General features: G+C 71.3%; 18 protein-coding genes. 14 read left to right on the top strand and 4 right to left on the bottom strand.

Going from position 1 to position 23,352, the window contains the following annotated elements:
• Positions 1-62: 62 nt before the first annotated feature.
• From IEZ20_RS28915 to IEZ20_RS28895, 5 genes are all read left to right on the top strand, one after another.
• A complete protein-coding gene (locus IEZ20_RS28915; RefSeq protein WP_189304088.1) occupies positions 63-404 on the top strand; it encodes a WXG100 family type VII secretion target in 342 nt (113 codons plus the stop codon).
• A 37-nt stretch (positions 405-441) separates the two neighbouring features.
• The gene (locus tag IEZ20_RS28910; protein WP_189304086.1) at positions 442-744 is read left to right on the top strand and encodes a WXG100 family type VII secretion target; all 303 of its coding nucleotides are present in this window, start codon (positions 442-444) and stop codon (positions 742-744) included.
• Positions 745-851: 107 nt separating this feature from the next.
• Entirely contained in the window at positions 852-1,802 is a 951-nt protein-coding gene (locus tag IEZ20_RS28905; RefSeq protein ID WP_189304084.1) for a protein kinase family protein, read from the top strand.
• A gap of 8 nt (positions 1,803-1,810) precedes the next feature.
• Positions 1,811-4,021: a serine/threonine-protein kinase gene (locus IEZ20_RS28900; protein ID WP_189304082.1), complete on the top strand. Its 2,211-nt coding sequence runs from the start codon at positions 1,811-1,813 to the stop codon at positions 4,019-4,021.
• A 52-nt stretch (positions 4,022-4,073) separates the two neighbouring features.
• Complete coding sequence (locus tag IEZ20_RS28895; RefSeq protein WP_189304080.1) at positions 4,074-6,197, top strand: serine/threonine-protein kinase; 2,124 nt, start codon at positions 4,074-4,076, stop codon at positions 6,195-6,197.
• Between the two features lie 118 nt (positions 6,198-6,315).
• Here the strand turns inward: IEZ20_RS28895 and eccCa are convergent, their stop codons facing one another.
• The gene (gene eccCa, locus IEZ20_RS28890) at positions 6,316-10,281 is read right to left on the bottom strand and encodes a type VII secretion protein EccCa (RefSeq protein ID WP_189304078.1); all 3,966 of its coding nucleotides are present in this window, start codon (positions 10,279-10,281) and stop codon (positions 6,316-6,318) included.
• Positions 10,282-10,581: 300 nt separating this feature from the next.
• On the opposite strand from eccCa, the gene eccD reads away from it, so the two are divergent.
• Positions 10,582-12,084 carry a type VII secretion integral membrane protein EccD gene (gene eccD / locus IEZ20_RS28885; RefSeq protein WP_189304356.1) on the top strand — a complete coding sequence of 501 codons (1,503 nt, stop codon included), beginning with the start codon at positions 10,582-10,584 and terminating at the stop codon, positions 12,082-12,084.
• 82 nt (positions 12,085-12,166) lie between these two features.
• Here eccD and IEZ20_RS28880 read toward each other — a convergent pair whose 3' ends face one another.
• A complete protein-coding gene (locus tag IEZ20_RS28880; RefSeq protein ID WP_030657600.1) occupies positions 12,167-12,460 on the bottom strand; it encodes a DUF397 domain-containing protein in 294 nt (97 codons plus the stop codon).
• A gap of 265 nt (positions 12,461-12,725) precedes the next feature.
• On the opposite strand from IEZ20_RS28880, the gene rpsO reads away from it, so the two are divergent.
• From rpsO to IEZ20_RS28855, 5 genes are all read left to right on the top strand, one after another.
• A complete protein-coding gene (rpsO, locus tag IEZ20_RS28875) occupies positions 12,726-13,013 on the top strand; it encodes a 30S ribosomal protein S15 (protein WP_030177470.1) in 288 nt (95 codons plus the stop codon).
• 366 nt (positions 13,014-13,379) lie between these two features.
• On the top strand, positions 13,380-15,599 hold the full coding sequence (locus IEZ20_RS28870) for a polyribonucleotide nucleotidyltransferase (protein ID WP_189304076.1): 2,220 nt from the start codon (positions 13,380-13,382) through the stop codon (positions 15,597-15,599).
• The gene (locus IEZ20_RS28865) at positions 15,596-16,975 is read left to right on the top strand and encodes a M16 family metallopeptidase (protein WP_189304074.1); all 1,380 of its coding nucleotides are present in this window, start codon (positions 15,596-15,598) and stop codon (positions 16,973-16,975) included. Before IEZ20_RS28870 ends, IEZ20_RS28865 begins: the two co-directional genes overlap by 4 nt.
• Before the next feature lie 26 nt (positions 16,976-17,001).
• A complete protein-coding gene (gene dapB / locus IEZ20_RS28860; RefSeq protein WP_189304072.1) occupies positions 17,002-17,754 on the top strand; it encodes a 4-hydroxy-tetrahydrodipicolinate reductase in 753 nt (250 codons plus the stop codon).
• Between the two features lie 13 nt (positions 17,755-17,767).
• The gene (locus IEZ20_RS28855) at positions 17,768-18,220 is read left to right on the top strand and encodes a tetratricopeptide repeat protein (protein ID WP_189304070.1); all 453 of its coding nucleotides are present in this window, start codon (positions 17,768-17,770) and stop codon (positions 18,218-18,220) included.
• 84 nt (positions 18,221-18,304) lie between these two features.
• Here the strand turns inward: IEZ20_RS28855 and IEZ20_RS28850 are convergent, their stop codons facing one another.
• Together IEZ20_RS28850 and IEZ20_RS28845 are read right to left on the bottom strand one after the other, a co-directional pair.
• On the bottom strand, positions 18,305-18,859 hold the full coding sequence (locus IEZ20_RS28850) for an SCO5741 family PH domain-containing membrane protein (protein WP_189304068.1): 555 nt from the start codon (positions 18,857-18,859) through the stop codon (positions 18,305-18,307).
• Positions 18,860-18,961: 102 nt separating this feature from the next.
• Positions 18,962-19,198 (bottom strand): hypothetical protein, encoded by a 237-nt coding sequence (locus IEZ20_RS28845; protein ID WP_189304066.1) that lies wholly within the window; start codon positions 19,196-19,198, stop codon positions 18,962-18,964.
• Positions 19,199-19,383: 185 nt separating this feature from the next.
• Between IEZ20_RS28845 and thyX the strand changes: the two genes are divergently transcribed.
• From thyX to IEZ20_RS28830, 3 genes are all read left to right on the top strand, one after another.
• On the top strand, positions 19,384-20,133 hold the full coding sequence (gene thyX, locus IEZ20_RS28840) for an FAD-dependent thymidylate synthase (RefSeq protein WP_189304064.1): 750 nt from the start codon (positions 19,384-19,386) through the stop codon (positions 20,131-20,133).
• A gap of 209 nt (positions 20,134-20,342) precedes the next feature.
• Positions 20,343-21,242, top strand: coding sequence for a 4-hydroxy-tetrahydrodipicolinate synthase (gene dapA, locus IEZ20_RS28835; protein WP_189304062.1), 900 nt, complete (start codon positions 20,343-20,345; stop codon positions 21,240-21,242).
• Positions 21,243-21,398: 156 nt separating this feature from the next.
• Complete coding sequence (locus IEZ20_RS28830) at positions 21,399-23,084, top strand: ribonuclease J (RefSeq protein WP_189304059.1); 1,686 nt, start codon at positions 21,399-21,401, stop codon at positions 23,082-23,084.
• The last annotated feature ends 268 nt before the right edge of the window (positions 23,085-23,352 follow it).

The raw sequence follows: 23,352 nt of genomic DNA, 5'->3' as shown, positions 1-23,352 counted from the left end.
ACCCGCGCTGAAGCCTGAGTGCAGCGCCCGGCAAGGTCAGTTCACAAAAGAAGGGCACGAAAATGGCGACGCAGCGCCAGAAGGTAAGCGACAAGGACATCATCGTCCTCGAAAAGGAGCTTCTGCACCGTTTCGAGGGCATCAAGGGCCAGCTCAAGGAGCTGCAGGCCATCATCGACAGCCTTGAGGGCCACTGGAAGGGCATCGGTGCCGGCGCGTTCAACGCCAAGCAGACCGAGATCAACGAGCGCATGGTCAAGATCGGGAACATCCTCACCAAGTTCATCGAGGCCATGAGCAACACCCGGAAGATCAAGGACGGCACGGAAGACGAGATCCGCTCGCAGGTCCAGAGCATCGACGTCGACCTCGGCGGGTCGCACTCGGCGCTGTCCAGCTACTGATCCACCCAGGCCACAACCTCTCAGCAACGGAGCAACCATGAGCGTCAACAACAGCGGCGAGCTGGAAGTCACTTACGGCAGCCTCGACGACACCGCCACCCAGCTGGCCAACCACGCGCAGCGGCTGGAGGAGAGCCTGGAGGCCATCAAGCGGAAGGTCGCCGGCGTCGCCAGCATGTGGGAGGGCGAGGCCCACAACACGTACACCGAGCAGCAGGCCGCCTGGGACCGTGAGGCCAACGGCATCCACGAGGCCCTCAAGGCCATCGGCCGGGTCGTGCACGCGGCCGGCGGTGACTACCAGGGCGGCGACCGGAAGGCCGCCAGCTACTTCATGTAAGCGGCCGGACGACCGGCACATCACGACGGCGGGTGGGCACGCACGGGAGGTGCCCACCCCCTGTCGTGCCGGGCGACCTCAGCGAGACGGACACACCAGGACAGGGAATGCAGGCCAACGAGGGCGCCACGGGCGTGGCCGCCGGGGGAGAGCCGGACCGGGCCACCGCGTCACGGCGGCAGGTGGGCCCGTACCGCGTCATCACCGCGCTGGACGACCCGCGGACCAGGATCCCCGTCCCCGAGCGCCGGTACATCGCCCGCAGCGTCGACGGCCGGCACACCGTACTGCTCTCCCTCCCGCACCCGGGCGGTGACCCCCGGCGTTTCCTCGCGGAGGCCGACGGCTCCCGGTATCTCCTGGGCCCGTGCGCGGCGCCGGCCACCGCCCTCGCTGCCTCCGACCGGCCCGCCTGGTACGCCCGGCCCTACCTGCCCGTCCTCCCGCTTCCGACCGCCCTCGCCGTGCACGGCGGTCCGCTGCCCGAACGGACGGTACGCGCGCTCGGCACGGCCCTCGCCGAGACCCTGGCCGTCCTGCACGGGCAGGGCCTGACCTTCGCCGGTGTGTCTCCCGCGGCCGTCCTGCTCGCGGCCGACGGCCCCCGCCTCACCTGCTACGGCGCCGTACGAGCCGCCGCCCCGGACGGCACGCCCCGGTCCGGGCTGCCCGGCCTGGAGCCCGGCAGCCTGCCGCCGGAGCAGGCCTCCGGCGGGCGCCCGCGGCCCCTGGGCGACGTGTACGCCCTCGGAGCGACGCTCGCGTACGCCGCCACCGGCCACACGGCCCCGGAGCGGGACGAACTCCCGGCCGCGTTCCGTACCGCCCTCAGCCGGTGCCTCACCCGCGACCCCGGTGCTCGCCCCTCACTCGCCGAGCTGGCCGACGCGCTGGCCGGCGGTGACCCGTCGGGCTCCGCCACGCTCCTCGCCCCCGGCTGGCTCCCCGGACGGGTGATCGCCGCCCTCGCGCACCAGTCGGCGGCCGTTCTCACGGCGGAGATCCCCGTCGAGGGCGCAGCCGCGCCGGTCACCCCTCCCGTCCCTCAGCCGAACTGACGAGCGCCATGTCCTCCCCCCTGACTCACGACGACCCGGAGACGATCGGCCCGTACCGGCTCGTCGCCCGCCTCGGCAGCGGCGGTATGGGCACCGTCTACCTGGCCCGTACCGCGGGCGGCCGTACCGTCGCGCTCAAGACGATGCACGCCCACATCGCCTCCGACCCGGCCTCCCGCAGCCGCTTCCGGCTGGAGACCGACGCGGCCCGGGTGGTGGGCGAGCGCTTCGGCGCCGGGGTCGTGGACGCGGATCCGCGGGCCGAGACGCCCTGGTTCGCCACCGAGTACGTGCTCGGGCCGCCCCTCGACGAGGCCGTCGACCTGTGCGGCCCGCTGCCCGAAGCCTCCGTACGGGCGCTCGGCGCGGCGCTGTGCGGGGCGCTGGGGCAGTTGCACGCCTCGGACGTCGTCCACCGCGACCTCAAGCCCTCCAACGTCCTCGTCACCGCCTACGGCCCGAAGGTCATCGACTTCGGCATCGCCCGCGCCGCCGGCGACGCGCACCTCACCCGGATCGGGGTCGCGGTCGGCACTCCCGCCTTCATGTCGCCGGAACAGGCGGGCGGGCAGGAGCACTCGGCGGCGGGTGACGTGTTCGCCCTCGCCGGCCTGCTCGTCTTCGCCGCCACCGGGCGTCCGCCGTTCGGCCACGGGCAGGCGGCGGACCTGATCTACCGGGTGCAGTACGCCGAGCCCGACCTGACCGGCGTACCCGACAGCCTGGTGCCCGTCCTCGCGCAGTGCCTGGACAAGAACCCCTTCCGGCGGCCGACGACCGACTGGCTCGCCGCTCGACTGCACGACGGCACCGGGGAGTTCGCCGACCATCTGCCGGACGTGTTGCTGGCCGACATCGCCCGGCGCGCGAGCGAGGTCTGGCAGATCACACCGCGGCGGCTGCCGCGTCCGCCGGAGGAGGAGCACACGGCCGCGCCGACCGCCGTCGCACGCCCTTCCCGCCGGCGGCTGCTGGTCTTCGGCGGGGCCGCTCTGGCCGTCGCGGGCGCCGGGGCCGCGGCCTGGGCCTGGAGCGCGCGGGCCGGTACGGGGCCCGCGCCGCGGCCCACCGGGTCCGGCAGCGGCCGGCTGCCGAGGAAGAAGCTCGACTCCGTCTGGCAGATCCAGGTCGCCGGTCCGCCCGACGACACGGTCCCGGCGCGCCCCCTTGTCGTCGGTGACCTGGTGGTGCTGGTGGCGGGCAAGGGCCTGGGCGGCATCGTCGCCGAGACCGGGCACATCCGGTTCGCCTCGGACCGGATGGAGAACACCTGGCAGGTGGCCACCGACGGCGAACGCCTCATCCGGCTGGTGCAGGCGGACGGCTCCGCGCACAACGCCGGCAAACCGGGCGGGTTCCCGCTGCTGCTCGCGTCCGTCGACCTGGCCACCGGCAAGGCGGCGGAACCGTTCGCGGAGTTCACCGACGTCAACGGTGTCCTCGACCAGAACCAGCTGGTGTGCACCGCGGACGGTGTCGCCTATGTGGCAGCCGGCCGCGGCACGTACTCCATCGACGGCTTCCTCGCCTCGCAGACCTGGTACCTGTTCGCCGTCGACATCTCCTCCGGCAAGCGCCTGTGGACGACCACGCTGCCCGCCCGGCGCGAGGGCTCCAGGCGGCTGTACTTCCTCGGCGCCGCGGTCGCCGGAGGCCGGCTGGTGACCCTCCAGGAGGCGAACGACGGCACCGTGCGGGCGGTCGCCCGCGACACCCGCTCGGGCGCCGTCCGCTGGGACCGGCCGCTCGACGGTGTCCGACCGGACCTGGTCCGCCGGCCGCCGGCCGTCGACGAGGACCATCTGTACGTCGGCTGCGGGCCGCTGCGCGCCCTGCGGCTCAGCGACGGCGAGGTCGCCTGGGACACCGCGTCGGAGCACCCGGGGGCGACGTACGGCCCGCCGGTGGTGAAGGACGACTTCGTGTACGCGGCCCGCAAGGGGCACGGGCTCGTCGGCTTGTCCGGTACGGGCGGCGCCGTCATGTGGGAGGAGCGGGGCGGGCAGGGAGCCGCGGCCGACGTCACCGACCCACCGGTGATCGGCCCCAAGTACATGTACAACAAGCGTGGATCGGAGCTGTGGGCCATCGCCTGGAATTCCACCGGTGCCCCGGTCCGGTCGTTCAGGACCACGGGCGAGGTGTTCATCGCCCACGAGGCATCCGCACACGTCATCGCGCTGGGCGGCAGGTTCCTCGCCGCCTTCCCCCTGCAGTGAGCCGCCCGGTGCGCGGTGGGAAGCGTGTGGCGACAAGAGAAAGAGATCCGCGATGAGACCCCTCGGGACCGGTGACCCGATCCGTCTGGGCCCGTACCGGCTGCTCGGTGTGCTGGGCGAGGGCGGCATGGGCAAGGTCTATGTCGGCCAGGACCACACGGGCGCCGTCGCCGCGGTGAAGGTGCTCCGGCCGGAACTCTCCCAGGACACCGGTCTCGCCCAGCGGTTCGTGCGCGAGGCGCTGGCGGCTCAGGCCGTGCGGAGCCCGGGTGTCGCCGCGGTGCTGGGTGCGCAGACCGAGGGCGGCCGGCCGTGGATCGCCACCGAGTTCCTCGCCGGGCCGACCCTGGACCAGGTCATCGAGCGGTACGGCCCGCTGGACGACGCGAGCCTGCGCGCCCTGGCCGCCTCCGTGGCCCGCACGCTGCGCGACATCCACGCCTCCGGCTTCGTCCACCGCGACCTCAAGCCGCCGAACATCGTGATCACCTCGGACGGCCCGCGGGTCATCGACTTCGGTATCGCTCGCCCCGAGCACGGGCTGACACTCACCACCACCGGGCAGATCCCGGTCACTCCCGGGTACGGCGCGCCGGAACAGGTGCTCGGGCACCGGGTCACCCCGGCAGCCGACGTCTTCTCCCTCGGCGCCGTCCTCGTCCACGCGGCCACCGGTCACCGTGCGTTCGAGGGCGCACATGTGGCCGCCGTCCAGTACGAGGTCGTCCACGGCGAGCCACGCTGGCAGGGCCTGTCACCCGAGCAGTACGCGCTGATCGCGCCCTGCCTGGCGAAGGACGCGGCGGCACGGCCCAGCCCCGAGCAGATCGCCGCCGCCTTCGCCCCACCCAGGAAGGCGGGCGTGGCGTGGAGGCGCGGGCCCGTCACCGAGGCGATCAGGGAGCGGGAGCGTGAGATACGGAATCTCAGCGCTCCGCTGCTGCCCACGGCGGAGACCGAGAGGCCGAGCCGGCGCCGCGTCCTGACCGGCTTCGCGGCCGGGGGGGCCGTGCTCGCGGCGGGCGGTACCGGGACGGGCTGGTGGCTGCTGCGTGGCGGCGGGAGCGAGGGGCGACGGAAGGGCCCGTTCGACTACCCGCCCGCCGCCCGGACACCGGCGGAACGTCTCCTCTCCGCCGACCAGGGTGACTACATCGTCGGGGGCTCTCCCAAGCCGCTGTGGGAGGTGAACGACGTGACGAGCCCCAAGTCCCCGGCGCCGTTGCCGGTACGGGACGTCGTGATCACCGGGCACCCCGTGCGCGGGGTGGTGGCTCTGGACGTCGTCGACGGCAAGCGCCGCTGGAGTGCTCCGGCGATGCGGATGACGTGCCGTTACCTGTCGCTGTCCGACCGGTTGGTCGTGGCCGCCGACGACCACGGCACGCTGCACACCTTCGTCCCGGCCACGGGGGAGCGCAAGTGGACGGCGCGAGCCGATGCCGCGACGCTCCTGACGGCCGACGAGGAAGCGGTCTACCTCGTCACGAAGGACCACCGGCTGCGTGCCGTGGGCCGCTCGGACGCCCGCGTCCGCTGGACGGCACAGCTGCCCGAGGACTTCCGCACGACGATCCTGCCCAGACCGGCCGCCCACCAGGGGCGGCTCGTGGTCACCACCTCCACCGGGCACGCCATGGCGGTGAACACGGCAAGCGGGCGCACGGAGTGGACGGCCCGCGATCTGGCGAAGGAGCGGTACCTCTTCCCGGCCGTCCGCAACGGCCTCGTCATCCTGAACGGCAGGACGCTGTCGGCGCGCCGCATCTCCGACGGCAAGCAGGTGTGGGCGTACACGGAGGAGGCCTACTACGACCACAGCAAGAAGGAGTGGGGCCGGCCCGGCGTCTACGGCGACGTGCTGTACGCGCTGGGCTGTGACACGCAAGGGTACGGATTCCCCATGGCGTTCGACGTCCGGAGCGGGAAGAAACGGTGGGAGGCCGGGGTGGCGGTCACCAGCAACGACCACCCCGTCGTCCGCCAGGGCCACGGTGTCTGGTTCCTGGACCCCGAACCCGTGCCCACGGTGACGACCACGGGCACGGAGAAGGACGCGCGGGAGACCTGGTCCTACAAACTCGGCTCCACGGACGACTCCGCGGCCTTCGCCGCCGCCGGCAACCGCGTCTTCGTGGCGAGCGGCAGCTCCCTGTACGCCCTGCCGGTCTTCTGACCCGGCGATCCGATCCGGGCGCGTGGGACGTCCGGGCCCGTGGAACACCGGATCCGGCGGCCGTACGACCGCCGGATCCGAAGGGTGTCCGTCAGGCGGGCCGGGTCACCCGGCGCCCTCAGTACTCCACGTCCACCAGTCCCGTCTGGACCAGCGGCTTGCCCCGCTTGCGCGACACGAAGACGCCCCGGCCGGCGGGCATCGGCCGCGGCCGGACCCCGGCGAGGAGGTCGCCCTCGGCCGGGTCGCCGGCCAGGACGACGCCCTGGGCGCCGAGCTCCTTCATGCGCTGCATGAACGGCTCGTAGGAGGCGCGGCCCGCGCCCGCGGAGGAGCGGGCGATGATGAAGCGGACGCCGACGTCGCGGGCGAACGGCAGCATCTCCGTGAGTCCGCTCAGCGGGTTGCCGCTGGAGGTGGAGACGAGGTCGTAGTCGTCGATGACGACGAAGACCTGCGGGCCGCGCCACCAGCTCCGCTCCCGCAGCTGCTGCGGGGTGACGTCGGCGGTCGGGGTGCGGCGCTGCATGAGGTCGGCCAGGGCCGCCATGTGGTGGTCCATCTGGCTGGACATGGGGATGTACTCGGCCAGGTGGGACGAGGGCGTGACGTCCAGCAGCGCGCGGCGGTTGTCGACCACGAAGAACTTCGCGTCGTCGCCGCCGTACCGCAGGGACAGCTGCCTGATCAGCAGCCGCAGCAGGTTGGACTTGCCGGACTCGCTCTCGCCGAAGACGAGGAAGAACGGGTCCTGGTCGAAGTCGACGAACACCGGTTCCAGGTTGTCCTCGTCCAGGCCGAAGGCGATGCCCCGCTGGGGGAAGCGGTCGCCCGGCGGCAGCTTGACCGCCTCCAGCTGGCGCGGCAGCAGCCGCACCTGGGGGGCGCCCGGCGCCTGCCAGTGGCGGCCGACGTCGGTGGTCAGCGCGGCCGTGGCCTCGGCCAGGTCCGTGTCGGAGGTCAGGCCGTCGATGCGCGGAACGGCCGCCATGAAGTGCAGCTTCTGCGGGGACAGACCGCGGCCGGGGACGCCCGCGGGGACGTTCGCCGCCACCTTGCGGTCGATCTCCGAGTCCATCACGTCACCCAGGCGCAGCTCCAGGCGGTTCATGAGGTGGTCCTTGAGGTTCGCCCGGACCTCCATCGAGCGCGACGCGGTGATGACGAGGTGGACGCCGTAGCCGAGGCCGCGGGCGGCGATGTCCAGGACCGCCGTCTCCAGGCCCTCGTAGTCCGAGCGGAAGTTGCCCCAGCCGTCGATGACCAGGAAGACGTCGCCCCACGGCTGGTCGGTGACCGAGATCTCGCCGCGGGCGCGCCGGGAGCGGTAGTCGGCGATCGAGGCGATGCCGGCCGTGCGGAAGTACTCCTCGCGGCGGGTCAGGACGCCGTACACCTCGGAGACCGTACGGCGCACCCGCTCCGGGTCCAGGCGCGAGGCGATGCCGCCGACGTGCGGCAGGCCGTCCACCGCGGCCATACCGCCACCACCGAAGTCGAGGCCGTAGAACTGCACCTCGTACGGCGTGTGGGTGAGCGCGAAGGAGCAGATCAGGGAGCGCAGCAGCGTGGACTTGCCGGACTGGGGGCCGCCGATGATCTGCATGTGGCCCGCCGCGCCCGAGAAGTCGAGCATCAGGCGGTCGCGGCGCTGCTCGTACGGCTTGTCGACCAGACCGACCGGGACGACCAGGCGGCCCGCCTCCTCGTAGTTCGGCTGGGTCAGGCCGCGGCCCTGCACCGGCGCCAGGCCCGGCAGCAGCGCGTCCAGCGACGGCGGGCTCTCCAGCGGCGGCAGCCACACCTGGTGCGCCGCCGGGCCCTGCGCCTCCAGCCGGCGCACGATCACGTCCAGGACCGTGTCGGCCAGCGCCTCGTCCACCTCCGGCTCGGACTGCGTGCGCTGCTGCGGGACTGCGGTGTAGTGCACCGGCACCTCGGTGGCCGTGAACAGCACCGGCCGCCGGTCCACGGGCAGCTGTCCGCCGGGCAGGGGGGAGCGCTGCGGCCCCGAGCGGTACACGCCGGAGACGTACGCCGCCTTGAAGCGGACCATCTCGTCCGTGCCGTACTTCAGGAAGCCGGAACCGGGGACGTTCGGCAGCTCGTAGGCGTCGGGCACGCCGAGCGCGGCACGGGACTCGGCCGCGGAGAAGGTACGCAGACCGATCCGGTAGGAGAGGTACGTCTCCAGGCCCCGCAGGCGGCCCTCCTCCAGGCGCTGCGAGGCCAGCAGCAGGTGCACGCCCAGCGAACGGCCGATACGGCCGATCTGCACGAACATCTCGATGAAGTCCGGCTTGGCGGTCAGCAGCTCGCTGAACTCGTCGATCACCAGGACGAGGGAGGGGATCGGCTGCAGCGGGGCACCCGCCGCGCGTGCCTTCTCGTAGTCGTGGATGTTGGCGTAGTTGCCCGCGTCGCGCAGCAGCTCCTGGCGGCGGTTCAGCTCGCCGCGGATCGAGTCGCCCATGCGGTCGACCAGGGTCAGGTCGTCCGCGAGGTTGGTGATGACGGCCGCGACGTGCGGCATCTGCGCCATGCCGGCGAAGGTCGCACCGCCCTTGAAGTCCGCGAGGACGAAGTTCAGGGTCTCCGAGGAGTGGGTGACCGCGAGGCCCAGGACCAGAGTGCGCAGCAGCTCCGACTTGCCGGAACCGGTCGCGCCGACGCACAGGCCGTGCGGGCCCATGCCCTCCTGCGCGGCCTCCTTGAGGTCGAGCATCACGGGCCGGCCGTCCTCGCCGAGACCGATCGGCACCCGCAGCCGTTCCGCGAGCGCGCGGGGGCGCCAGGTCCGCTTGGTGTCGACGGACGCCGCGTCGCCGAGGCCCAGCAGGTCGGTGAACTCCAGGTTGGCCAGGAGCGGTTCGTCGTCGTCACCGCCCGACGCCATGCGCAGCGGCGCCAGCTGCCGGGACAGCGCCTCGGCGGACTCGTAGGAGAGGGCGTCCGGGCTGCCCTCGTACACCTCGCCGTGCCCGGACTCCAGGCGGAGCAGGCCGGGCTGGACGACGACGGACAGGTCGCCGCCCGCCGTCGTGAGGTCGCCCGGCACCACCTCGACCACCGTGACGCCCTGCAGCCCCTCCGGGTTGGCGAGCACCGAGTCCGGCAGCAGGGACAGGTCGTCCAGGACGAGCACGATGTGCGGCTCGTCCAGCAGCGGCGCGGCGCCGGGGTGGAAGCGCGGCCGGCCGGTCAGCCGGGAGGCCAGCAGGTCCTCCAGCTCGCGCGGGTCGGTGCCGATCAGCCGGCGCGAGCCCGCGCCGTCCACGGCACCGGGCGCCTGCACGTGCGGCAGCCACTTCGCCCACTCCCAGTGCGGCAGGGACTCGCGGCCCGCGGCCACCGCGATGATCAGGTCCTCGGGGGAGTGCAGGGAGGCGAGCGAGCCGACGAGCGCGCGGGCCGAGGCCCGTACGGACTGCGGTTCGCCGCTGACCGTGACGTGGTAGAAGGCGCGCAGCGACACCGCCATCGGCAGGTCGCCGACGGTGCCGTGCGCGGCGAGGAAGCGCTGCATCGCGCCCGCGGTCAGCGGCTCCAGCTGTTCGACGGGGCCGGTCTCCGGGGGGACGAGCGGGGTCGCCAGCGGCTGCGGGCCCAGACCGATGCGTACGTGCGCGAAGTCCTCGTCGCCGGGCCGCCGTTCCCAGACCCGGCTGCCCTCGGCGACCAGCGCCCAGAGCTGCTCGGGGGAGGGGTGCAGGTAGTACTGCGCGTCCCGCTGTGCCTTCGCCGCCGTCACCGCGGACTTGCGCGCCTGGGACAGGTAGCTCAGGTAGTCGCGGCGCATGTCGGCCAGCTGGCCCTGGGAGCCGCGGCGGAAGCGGACCACCATCGCGATGGACATGGCCACCGTCGAGGCGATCATGATCATGCCCATGATCTTCATGAACGGCTGGCCGTTCGTGAAGAAGAAGACCACCGAACCGCCCATGCCCAGCGTGGGCAGCAGCTGCATCAGGACGCTCTCCTGATGCCCCCGCGGCAATTCGGGCGGCGGTTGGACAATGACCTCTTCCGCGGGCACTTCGGACGGCAGCGCCCTAGGCGGGCGCTTCACGACAATCTGGCTCACTGCTCACCAATTCCCTTGCCCGACCCAGGCGTTCCGCCCGCCGCCCCGTGTCCGGCGAGCGCAGGCCGCCGCGTGATCCTACTGAGTTCACGCGACACGGGTGAGCGGTAGGGTGCCGAATGTTCGCGTGAGCACACGCCGAGCAGCCCGGACAAAACGGGGCAACCATCTCGATGCCGAGGCGGGAAGTCCCCGGGATCCCGGCGCACGGCACCTCTGCCGGCACGCAGGGGGCAAACGGGCACCGGACCTTCACGACATAGACGCACCACCACCACTGAGGGGGAGCAGCAGGTGAGCATGACGGCCGCCGCCACCGGCGGACCCGGGACGGGAGCCCCTTCCGGGTCCGGCACCGGACTCGGCTTCTGCCGGGTCACCATCGTCGCGCCGGACAGCCGCATCGACGTGGCACTGCCCGACGACGTCCCGGTCGCCGACCTCTATCCGGAGATCCTCCGGCTGTCCCAGCAGAGCCCCGCGGCGGGCGCCCCGGTCGGCTACCACCTCGTCCGCACCGACGGCACCGTGCTGGACAGCGCCCGCTCCTTCGCCGCCCAGCGCATCCTCGACGGCGAACTCCTCACCCTGCGCCCGTTCGCGGAGTCCCTGCCGCCGGCGGTCTTCGACGACGTCGCCGAGGCGGTCGCCTCCGCCGTCACCAAGCAGCACCGGCTGTGGAGCGGCGACCTGACCCGGGCCGCGGGCCTCGTCGGCGGGGGCGTACTGCCCGCGCTGCTCGCGTTCGTCGCCTGGACCTCCGATCCGCTGCACGACATGCACGGCCTGGCCGGCATCCTCGCCGCCGTCACCGGCGTCCTGCTGGTCGTGCTCTCCGCGGTCCGCGCCCGCGTCTACGACGACCGCGGCTCCTCCGTCGCCCTGGGCCTCGGCGCGCTGCCCAACATCGGTGTCGCCGGCAGCGGACTGCTCCCGCTGAGCGGCGGAGAGGGCATCGGCAGACTCCAGTTCCTGCTGGCGTGCGCGGCCGTCCTCGTCGCCGCCCTGATCCTCACCCTGTGCGCACCCCACGGTGACGGCCCCTTCGTCGCCTTCGTGTTCGCCTCGACGGTCGCCCTGATCGTCGTCTTCGTCGCGACCCTCACCGACTGGGCGCCCACGGAGATGGCCGGCCTGTGCGCACCCGTCGCCGTCGGCGCCCTCGCCTTCCTGCCCGGCATGTCCATGCGCTTCGCCCGACTGCCGATCGGCTTCGAGAACCCGAGCAGCGGCGCCCCCCGCCCCGCCTACGGCGCCGACTCCACCGCGCAGGAGCCGGTGGACACCGAGCGCATCGAGGCACAGGCCCGGCGCGGCCACGAACTCCTCGTCGGCCTGGTCGGCGGCTGCGCGCTGGTCGCCGTCGGCGCGTCGGCCGTGCTCGGCTTCTCGGACGACATCTGGGCCCAGCTGCTCGCGCTCGCCACCGGCGTCGCCATGCTCATGCGCGCGAGCCTCTTCCGCTACACCGCCCAGGTCGCCTCCGTACTGGCCGCCGGCCTGGCCTCGCTGGTCCTGCTGGGCCTCGGCCTCGCCCTCAACCCGCCGCAGCACATCATGCGCGCGGCCCTGGCCGGTGACCGCACCGACCTCGAGATCCGCACCATCTGGCTGATCGCGGTGATCGCCCTGGCCACCGCCCTGGTGACGGCCCTGGGCCTGATCCTGTCCCGCGGCGGGCTGACCCCCTTCTGGGGCCGCTTCCTGGAGATCTGCGAGGGCTTCGTCCTGCTCACCCTGATCCCGCTGACCCTGGCGGTCTTCGACGTGTACGCCACCGCGCGCGCCATGACCAGCTCATAACCCCCAGGTGCGACACCGGGCCCCGGCTCCACACGGAGCCGGGGCCCGGTTCGTCGTCACCGGCGCCGTGCGCCGGTGCGGCTCACTGCACGTCCAGGCCCCCGTTGTGAGCCATGGGCTTCAGGTCGAACTCGCCGTCCCGGGCCCCCAGCACGAACGCCCGCCACTCGGCCTCGGTGTAGCGGAGCACGGTGTCCGGGTCGAGGGAGGAACGCATCGCGACCGCTCCGCCGGGCAGGTACGCGATCTCGACCCGCTCCTCGTGCTCCTCCGTGCCCGGCGCGCAGTGCCACTCGACGCCCGAGATGTCGAGCGCGTACAGCTCGTCCCGCTCCCGCTCCTTGCGTGCCTTGATCTCCGCTTCCGTCTCCGCCATCGTGCAGCGAACCCCTTCCCGCGCTAGGTACGGTCCCGCGCTCACCCTAGTGGCCGGTGCGGCCGCACCAGGCGGGTTCGGCCACCCGTCGTAAGACCCCCGCCATGTCCTGGTACCCTGAGTGACGGCCGTTTGTGTACGCACCCCCGGAACCGCGTGTTCTGGAGGCCGCGCCCAGCGGATCCCGCCTCCCGAGTAACGGAAGCTCCCCCGAGACGTAGACCGGGGGCACTCGGTGGCACTCAACAGACTATGAGGAGTACGCGTGTCGCTCGACGCCGCTACGAAGAAGCAGATCATCGGCGAGTTCGGTACCAAGGAGGGTGACACCGGCTCCCCCGAGGTCCAGGTCGCTCTGCTCTCCCGTCGGATCTCCGACCTGACGGAGCACCTCAAGACCCACAAGCACGACCACCACTCCCGCCGTGGCCTGCTGATCCTCGTCGGTCAGCGCCGCCGTCTTCTCCAGTACCTGGCGAAGAAGGACATCCAGCGCTTCCGTGCGCTGGTCGACCGCCTCGGCATCCGCCGCGGTGCGGCGGGCGCCAAGTAAGACGCCGTGAGGGGAGCGGTTCCCGGGAGGACTCGGGGACCGCTCCCTTCGTCGTACGTGCGGAACGTGCGGAGTGTCACTCACGCTTTGTAGTGTGGTAGCACAACGCAGTACGCACGACACGGAACGCCGTACGGCGCAGCACGGCGACGTACGGCACAGCACGAAGAGCACGACAGAACGACAGAACGAGGAGGAGCGCACCTAGCCGCCGCCGGTCCTCGGTAGTGGCCCCCGGGGGGAAGCGAGCCCCGGGTGCTTCGATCGAAGACCGGCCCGCACCGCACGGAGCGCTTCTCCGCCACCGTCCCCCTGCCACACGGGCAGCCAAGGGACGAAAGACGATAAGTAACGGAGAAAACGCTAGTGGAGAACGAGACCCACTACGCCGAGGCCGTCATTGACAACGGTCCCTTCGGCACCCGCACCATCCGCTTCGAGACGGGCCGCCTGGCCAAGCAGGCCGCCGGCTCCGCCGTGGCGTACCTGGACGACGACACCATGGTGCTGTCGGCCACCACCGCCTCCAAGCAGCCCAAGGACCAGCTCGACTTCTTCCCGCTGACGGTGGACGTCGAGGAGCGGATGTACGCCGCCGGCAAGATCCCCGGCAGCTTCTTCCGCCGTGAGGGCCGGCCGTCCGAGGACGCCATCCTCACCTGCCGCCTCATCGACCGCCCGCTGCGCCCGTCCTTCAAGAAGGGCCTGCGCAACGAGATCCAGGTCGTCGCCACGATCATGGCGCTCAACCCCGACCACCTGTACGACGTCGTGGCGATCAACGCCGCGTCCGCGTCCACGCAGCTGGCCGGTCTGCCCTTCTCCGGCCCGATCGGCGGCGTCCGCGTCGCGCTGATCCGCGGCCAGTGGGTCGCCTTCCCGACCCACACCGAGCTGGAGGACGCCGTCTTCGACATGGTCGTCGCCGGCCGTGTCCTGGAGGACGGCGACGTCGCGATCATGATGGTCGAGGCCGAGGCCACCGAGAAGACCATCAAGCTGGTCGAGGGCGGCGCCGACGCGCCGACCGAGGAGGTCGTCGCCGCCGGTCTGGAGGCCGCCAAGCCCTTCATCAAGGTCCTGTGCCGCGCCCAGGCCGACCTCGCCGCCAAGGCCGCCAAGCCGACCGCCGAGTTCCCGATCTTCCTGGACTACCAGGACGACGTGTTCGAGGCCCTGACCGCCGCCGTCCGCCCCGAGCTGGCCCAGGCGCTCACCATCGCCGGCAAGCAGGAGCGCGAGGCCGAGCTGGACCGCGTCAAGGCTCTGGCCGCCGAGAAGCTCCTGCCGGAGTTCGAGGGCCGCGAGAAGGAGATCTCCGCCGCGTACCGCTCGCTCACCAAGCAGCTGGTCCGCGAGCGCGTGATCAAGGAGAAGAAGCGCATCGACGGCCGCGGTGTCACCGACATCCGCACCCTGGCCGCCGAGGTCGAGGCGATCCCGCGGGTGCACGGCTCCGCGGTGTTCGAGCGTGGCGAGACCCAGATCCTGGGCGTCACCACCCTCAACATGCTCCGCATGGAGCAGCAGCTGGACACCCTCTCCCCGGTGACCCGCAAGCGCTACATGCACAACTACAACTTCCCGCCGTACTCCACCGGCGAGACCGGCCGCGTCGGCTCCCCGAAGCGCCGCGAGATCGGCCACGGCGCCCTCGCCGAGCGCGCTCTGGTGCCGGTGCTGCCCACGCGCGAGGAGTTCCCCTACGCGATCCGCCAGGTCTCCGAGGCGCTGAGCTCCAACGGCTCGACGTCCATGGGCTCGGTCTGCGCCTCCACCATGTCGCTGCTGAACGCCGGTGTGCCGCTGAAGGCCCCGGTCGCCGGTATCGCCATGGGCCTGATCTCCCAGGAGATCGACGGCGAGACGCACTACGTCACCCTCACCGACATCCTCGGTGCGGAGGACGCCTTCGGCGACATGGACTTCAAGGTCGCCGGCACCAAGGAGTTCGTGACCGCCCTCCAGCTCGACACCAAGCTGGACGGCATCCCGGCCTCCGTCCTGGCCGCGGCCCTCAAGCAGGCCCGCGACGCCCGCCTCCACATCCTCGACGTGATGATGGAGGCCATCGACCGGCCCGACGAGATGAGCCCGCACGCCCCGCGGATCATCACCGTCAAGATCCCGGTCGACAAGATCGGTGAGGTCATCGGCCCCAAGGGCAAGATGATCAACCAGATCCAGGAGGACACGGGCGCCGAGATCACCATCGAGGACGACGGCACGATCTACATCGGTGCCGCCGACGGTCCCTCGGCGGAGGCCGCCCGCGCCACGATCAACGGCATCGCCAACCCGACGATGCCGGAGGTCGGCGAGCGCTACCTGGGTACGGTCGTGAAGACGACCACCTTCGGTGCGTTCGTCTCCCTGCTGCCCGGCAAGGACGGTCTGCTGCACATCTCGCAGATCCGCAAGCTGGCCGGCGGCAAGCGCGTGGAGAACGTCGAGGACGTCCTCGGCGTGGGCCAGAAGGTCCAGGTCGAGATCGCCGAGATCGACTCCCGCGGCAAGCTCTCCCTCGTTCCGGTGATCGAGGGCGAGGAAGGCGACGAGACCTCGAAGGACGACGCCGAGCAGTGACGTCCCGTAGCTCGAAGGTGACGGCCCGCCCCTCCTCGGAGGCGCGGGCCGTCGCCCGTACCCAAACCCTCATCAAGGGCCGCAACGGCATCGGCACGGTCCGCAAGACGACCCTCCCGGGCGGCCTGCGCATCGTCACCGAGACCCTGCCCTCGGTCCGCTCCGCGACCTTCGGCATCTGGGCGCACGTCGGCTCCCGCGACGAGACCCGGGCCCTGAACGGCGCCACGCACTACCTGGAGCACCTGCTCTTCAAGGGCACCCGCAAGCGCAGCGCCCTGGACATCTCCTCCGCGCTCGACGCGGTCGGCGGGGAGATGAACGCGTTCACGGCCAAGGAGTACACGTGCTACTACGCGCGCGTGCTCGACGCCGACCTGCCCCTCGCCATCGACGTCGTCTGCGACATGCTGACCGGCTCGCTGATCCTCGAAGAGGACGTCGACGTCGAGCGGGGCGCGATCCTCGAAGAGATCGCCATGACCGAGGACGACCCCGGCGACTGCGTGCACGACCTGTTCGCGCACACCATGTTCGGCGACAACGCCCTCGGCCGCCCGGTCCTCGGCACGGTCGACACGGTCAACGCCCTCACGGCCGACCGCATCCGCCGCTTCTACAAGAAGCACTACGACCCCACCCACCTGGTGGTCGCCTGCGCCGGCAACATCGACCACAACAAGGTCGTACGACAGGTCCGCGCGGCCTTCGAGAAGGCGGGCGCCCTCACCGACCAGGCCGCCCGGCCCATCGCCCCGCGCGACGGCAGCCGTACGATCCGCACCTTCGGCAAGGTCGAGCTGCTGGCCCGCAAGACCGAGCAGGCGCACGTCGTCCTCGGCATGCCCGGCCTCGCCCGCACCGACGACCGCCGCTGGGCCATGGGCGTGCTCAACACCGCCCTCGGCGGCGGCATGTCCTCCCGCCTCTTCCAGGAGGTCCGGGAGAAGCGCGGCCTCGCCTACAGCGTGTACTCGTACACCTCCGCCTTCGCCGACTGCGGCCTGTTCGGCGTCTACGCCGGCTGCCGGCCCAGCCAGGTCCACGACGTGCTGCGGATCTGCCGCGACGAACTCGACCACGTCGCGCAGAACGGCCTGACCGACGACGAGATCGCCCGCGCCATCGGCCAGCTGAGGGGCTCCACGGTCCTGGGCCTGGAGGACACCGGCGCGCTGATGAACCGTATCGGCAAGAGCGAGCTGTGCTGGGGCGAGCAGATGTCCGTGGACGACATGCTGGCGAAGATAGCCGCGGTCTCCCCCGACGAGGTCCGCTCCGTCGCCCGCGACATCCTGGGACAGCGTCCGTCGCTGTCGGTCATCGGCCCGCTCAAGGACAAGCAGGCCTCCCGGCTGCACGACGCGGTCGCCTGAAACACCACCGGTTAGGAAGCAGGAACATGAGCAAGCTGCGCGTGGCGGTCCTCGGTGCCAAGGGCCGGATCGGGTCCGAGGCGGTCAAGGCGGTCGAGGCCGCGGAGGACATGGAGCTGGTCGCCGCCCTCGGCCGCGGCGACAAGCTGGAGACGCTGGCGGACACCGGCGCCCAGGTCGCCGTGGAACTGACCACCCCCGCCTCGGTCATGGGCAACCTCGACTTCTGCGTGCGCCACGGCATCCACGCCGTGGTCGGCACGACGGGCTGGACCGACGACCGCCTCGCGCAGCTGAGGGGCTGGCTGGCCCAGTCCCCGGAGACCGGCGTGCTCATCGCGCCGAACTTCTCCATCGGGGCCGTGCTGACGATGAAGTTCGCGCAGATCGCCGCGCCGTACTTCGAATCGGTGGAGGTGATCGAGCTGCACCACCCGAAGAAGGTGGACGCCCCCTCCGGCACCGCCACGCGCACGGCCCAGCTCATCGCCGAGGCCCGCCGGACGGCCGGCACGGCACCGGCGCCGGACGCCACCGTCACCGCCCTGGACGGCGCCCGCGGCGCCAGCGTGGACGGCGTCCCGGTCCACTCCGTCCGCCTGCGCGGCCTCCTGGCCCACCAGGAGGTGCTGCTCGGCGGCGAGGGCGAGACCCTGACCGTCCGGCACGACTCGCTGCACCACAGCAGCTTCATGCCGGGCATCCTGCTCGGCGCGCGCCGCGTGGTGACCACTCCGGGCCTCACCTTCGGCCTGGAACACTTCCTGGACCTGAGCTGAGCCCGGCGACGTCATGCGCGCGAAGATCACCTATCTCGTCACGGCCGCCGTCCTGGTCTTCTACTTCGTCCTGGTCGGCAGCCGCGGCGTGATGCTCATCCAGTCCGGCACGCTCCTCACCGTCACCTTCGGGGTGGCGGTGCTGATCCTGCCGGTCATCGGCCTGTGGTTCCTGTGGAAGAACACCCAGTTCGTCCGCAGGGCCAACGCCCTCGCCGAGGAACTGGAGGCCGAGGGCGGCCTCCCGGTCGACGAACTGAAGCGCCTGCCCAGCGGCCGGATCGACCGCGACTCGGCCGACGAGGTCTTCGCCAAGCGCAAGGCCGAGACGGAGGCGTCCCCCGACGACTGGCGCTGCTGGTTCCGCCTCGCCGTCGCCTACCACGACGCCCGGGACACCCCCCGCGCCCGCAAGGCGATGCAACGCGCCATCGCCCTGCACGACGGCCGCCCCGTCAGCGCCTGAGGCGAACCGGCGCGCGCCTGAGGCGAACGGGCGCACACCACCTGAGGTGAAGGGGCGCGCCCCGCTCCGGCGGGGCGCGCCCCTTCAGCCGCGGTGGTTCTCCGCGGCCCACGCCTCTACCGTGTCCGCCGCCCGGTCGAAGGCCACCGGCCGGCCCAGGAAGTCCAGGCTGTGCGTGGTGAGCAGCGGCGGGGTGTCCTCGGCGGGCCGGTCCTTGCGTACGAGCGCCAGCGCCTGCCCCTGCACCGTCCGCGGCAGCCCGAGCCAGCGCACCGGCTGCTGCACCGTCCGCACGGAGACGACCCGCGCCCACGGCACCGTCCGCGTCACCAGGAAGCCGGTGCGGCGCAGCCCGCGCCCGCTCACCCACACGCCCATGCGCAGCAGCCGCAGCGCGCCGGCGACGATCGCCAGACCCGCGCCGAGCACCACCGCGGCGGTGGAAGGAGAGCCGGTCAGCGCGGTGAGAACCGCCGCGAACAGCACGAACGAGGCGAGCAGCAGCACCAGCGCCGACACACCCACCCGCCAGGGACCGGGCCGGTAGGGGCGGCGCCAGCGGTCGGGGTCGTCGTACGGCAGCGCACTCTCGGCCGCCGAATCAAAGGTGCGGTCGGCCGTCAGGAAGGGCAGGGGCACGGCTGGTCCTCACTCGGTCCTCACGGGAGCTGTGCCGTGAGGCTATCCGGCCCCGTTGTCGCCCACCAGCCGTGGGCGTCCGGAAGAGTAAGGGCCTCCGCCTCAGTGCCCCTGGGACGCCTGGGACTGCTGAGCCGGTGTACCGGACTGCGTGGAGAGCGCCGGCATGCCGAGGACCAGGGCTCCCACGAGCCCGGCGACGAGGGTGAGGCCCAGCAGCCAGCGCCCGGCTATCTCACCGACGGACGCCCGCCGACGGGGCGGGGGAGTGACATTACTGCGGAACCTTTCCGCCTCGGCCAGGAAGGCGAAGGGTACGGGCTCGCGCCGACGGAACATCGTGGTCGCCGCTCCTCTCGGGGTCGAAGATCGAACGTGCATGCCTCACCGGTACAGACGCGTGAGTGACACAAAAGGTGCCCATGTCCGAAAAAATCGCGGGTGCGTTTTTTGGGGCGAGGCGCCGAGGCAGCGCCCCGGGCCGCGCCGGGTGCCCCGTAAGGTGGTCGGCAACCACAGAAGTAATGGGAAGGACCCCTACCCCCGTGACCACCCCCGAGTCGCTCACGTTCCGCAGTGACGTCACCGTCGAGCTGGTGAAGTCCAGCGCTTCCGACGCCGACGTGCTCTTCGCCGCCCGTGTCTCCACCGCCGGCGAGCAGTCCCTGGACGAGCTGAAGAAGGACCCCGAGCGCTCCAAGGGCCTGATCAACTTCCTGATGCGCGACCGGCACGGCAGCCCGTTCGAGCACAACTCGATGACGTTCTTCATCAGCGCCCCGATCTTCGTCTTCCGCGAGTTCATGCGGCACCGCGTCGGCTGGTCCTACAACGAGGAGTCCGGCCGCTACCGCGAGCTGCAGCCGGTCTTCTACGTGCCCGACGAGTCCCGCAAGCTCGTCCAGGAGGGCCGCCCGGGCAAGTACGTCTTCGTGGAGGGCACGCCCGCCCAGCACGAGGCGGTCACCGGCGCCCTGCGCGAGTCGTACGAGCAGGCGTACACGGCCTACCAGAAGATGCTCGCCGACGGCGTCGCCCGCGAGGTCGCCCGCGCCGCCCTCCCCGTCGGCCTCTACTCCTCGATGTACGCCACCTGCAACGCCCGCTCCCTGATGCACTTCCTCGGCCTGCGCACCCAGCACGAACTGGCCAAGGTGCCGTCCTTCCCGCAGCGGGAGATCGAGATGGTGGGCGAGAAGATGGAGGCGGAGTGGGCGAAGCTCATGCCGCTCACGTACGCCGCCTTCAACGCGAACGGGCGTGTGGCCCCGTAGCGAAGCCTTGTTCCCCTGTCGGAACGGATGTACGGGTCAGCCTCGCGAAGTGTCCGTATTGCGGCATTTAGAGAAGTTCATCTAGCCTGATCAAACGGACCCGGCACTGCTTGAACCCCCGAGCAGGCAGTGCCGGGCTCCACTTTGTCCTGACTTTCCCGGCACCCCAAGGGCACACCTCGTATCGAGCACCGAGTAGCGTGTTACCCATGGCTCCGACCTCCACTCCGCAGACCCCCTTCGGGCGGGTCCTCACCGCCATGGTCACGCCCTTCACGGCGGACGGCGCACTCGACCTCGACGGCGCGCAGCGGCTCGCCGCCCACCTGGTGGACGCAGGCAACGACGGCCTGATCGTCAACGGCACCACCGGCGAGTCCCCCACCACCAGCGACGCGGAGAAATCGGACCTCGTACGAGCCGTCCTGGAGGCCGTCGGCGACCGTGCCCACGTCGTCGCCGGCGTCGGCACCAACGACACCCACCACAGCATCGAGCTGGCCCGCCAGGCCGAACGCGACGGCGCGCACGGCCTCCTGGTCGTCACGCCGTACTACAACAAGCCCCCGCAGGAGGGCCTGTACCGGCACTTCACGGCCGTCGCCGACGCCACCGGCCTGCCCGTCATGCTCTACGACATCCCCGGCCGCAGCGGCGTCCCGATCAGCACCGAGACCCTCGTCCGGCTCGCCGAGCACCCCCGGATCGTCGCGAACAAGGACGCCAAGGGCGACCTCGGCCGCGCCAGCTGGGCCATCGCCCAGTCCAGCCTCGCCTGGTACTCCGGCGACGACATGCTCAACCTCCCGCTGCTCTCCGTCGGCGCGGTCGGCTTCGTCTCGGTCGTCGGCCACCTGGTCACCCCCGACCTGCGCGCCCTGGTCGACGCGTACGTCTCCGGTGACGTCGTCAAGGCCACCGAGATCCACCAGAAGCTGCTCCCGGTCTACACCGGCATGTTCCGCACGCAGGGCGTCATGACCACCAAGGCCGCCCTCGCCCTCCAGGGCCTGCCCGCCGGACCGCTGCGCTCACCCATGGTCGAGTGCTCGCCCGAGGAGATCGCCCAGCTCAAGATCGATCTTGCTGCCGGCGGGGTACAGCTCTGATTAAAGACTTGGCACCACAGGGGCTTCACAACTGAAGAACAACAGAACACGCAGGCCACCGGTGCCTGCACCCCACAACGACAACTGCTTCCGCACGAAACGTCATGCGCGCCACGTGCCGTACCGGTACGTGGCGCGCGTGCTGAGGAGAGTCTTTTGAGTCATCCGCATCCTGAACTCGGCCCGCCGCCGCCGCTCCCCAAGGGCGGCCTGCGCGTTACCCCGCTCGGCGGCCTCGGTGAGATCGGCCGGAACATGACGGTCTTCGAGTACGGCGGCCGCCTGCTGATCGTCGACTGCGGAGTGCTCTTCCCGGAGGAGGAGCAGCCCGGAATCGACCTGATCCTGCCGGACTTCTCGTCCATCCGGGACCGTCTGGACGACATCGAGGGCATCGTCCTCACCCACGGCCACGAGGACCACATCGGCGGTGTCCCCTTCCTGCTCCGCGAGAAGCCGGACATCCCGCTGATCGGCTCCAAGCTCACGCTGGCCCTCATCGAGGCCAAGCTGCAGGAGCACCGGATCCGGCCGTACACCCTGGAGGTGGCGGAGGGCAACCGCGAGCGCATCGGCCCCTTCGACTGCGAGTTCATCGCCGTCAACCACTCCATCCCGGACGCCCTGGCCGTCGCCATCCGCACCCCCGCCGGCATGGTGGTCCACACCGGCGACTTCAAGATGGACCAGCTCCCGCTGGACAACCGCCTCACCGACCTGCACGCCTTCGCGCGGCTGAGCGAGGAGGGCATCGACCTCCTCCTCACCGACTCCACGAACGCCGAGGTCCCCGGGTTCACCCCGCACGAGCGCGACATCTCCAACGTCCTGCGGCAGGTCTTCGCCGGCGCCCGCAAGCGGATCATCGTGGCGAGCTTCGCCAGCCACGTCCACCGCATCCAGCAGATCCTGGACGCGGCCCACGAGTACGGCCGCCGGGTCGCCTTCGTCGGCCGGTCCATGGTCCGCAACATGGGCATCGCCCGGGACCTCGGCTACCTGAAGGTGCCGCCGGGCCTGGTGGTCGACGTCAAGACGCTGGACGACCTGCCCGACCACGAGGTGGTCCTGGTCTGCACGGGCTCCCAGGGCGAGCCGATGGCGGCCCTGTCCCGCATGGCCAACAGGGACCACCAGATCCGGATCGTCGACGGCGACACGGTCATCCTGGCCTCGTCCCTCATCCCCGGGAACGAGAACGCGGTCTACCGCGTGATCAACGGCCTGACCCGCTGGGGCGCCAACGTCGTCCACAAGGGCAACGCCAAGGTGCACGTCTCCGGCCACGCGTCGGCGGGCGAGCTGCTGTACTTCTACAACATCTGCCGCCCGAAGAACCTCATGCCGGTCCACGGCGAGTGGCGCCACCTGCGGGCCAACGCCGAGCTGGGTGCCCTGACCGGCGTCCCGCACGACCGGATCGTCATCGCCGAGGACGGCGTGGCGGTCGACCTGGTCGAGGGCAAGGCCAAGATCTCCGGCAAGGTCCAGGCCGGTTACGTCTACGTCGACGGCCTCTCGGTCGGCGACGTCGGCGAGCCGGCACTGAAGGACCGCAAGATCCTCGGCGACGAGGGCATCATCTCGGTCTTCGTGGTCATGGACGCCTCCACCGGCAAGATCACCGGCGGCCCGCACGTCCAGGCGCGCGGCTCCGGCATCGAGGACTCGGCCTTCACCGACGTCATTCCGAAGATCACCGAGGTCCTGGAGAGATCTGCCCAGGACGGCGTCGTGGAGCCCCACCAGCTCCAGCAACTCGTCCGCCGGACCCTCGGCAAGTGGGTCTCGGACACCTATCGCCGCAGGCCGATGATCCTGCCCGTGGTCGTCGAGGTCTGACGCACCGGCGGTGTACGTCCGGAGCGGGGCCCCTCGATTTGCATCGGGGCGCCCCGCTCCAGTACGTTTACGGCTCCGCCCGACCGGGAACCCCAGCACTTCACGCGCTGGACACGGATGCCCGGAGCGGGTGGGAAAACCGACTCAGTACTTCTGATAAAGTCGGAACCGCCGGAAAGGGAAACGCGAGAGCGGGAACCTGGAAAGCATCGAGGAAATCGGATCGAGAAAAGATCTGATAGAGTCGGAAACGCAAGACCGAAGGGAA

This window comes from Streptomyces cinerochromogenes (genome assembly GCF_014648635.1).
GTDB lineage: Bacteria > Actinomycetota > Actinomycetes > Streptomycetales > Streptomycetaceae > Streptomyces > Streptomyces cinerochromogenes.
Note: the sequence above shows the minus strand (reverse complement) of the source record. Positions and strands in the feature narration are given on the sequence as shown.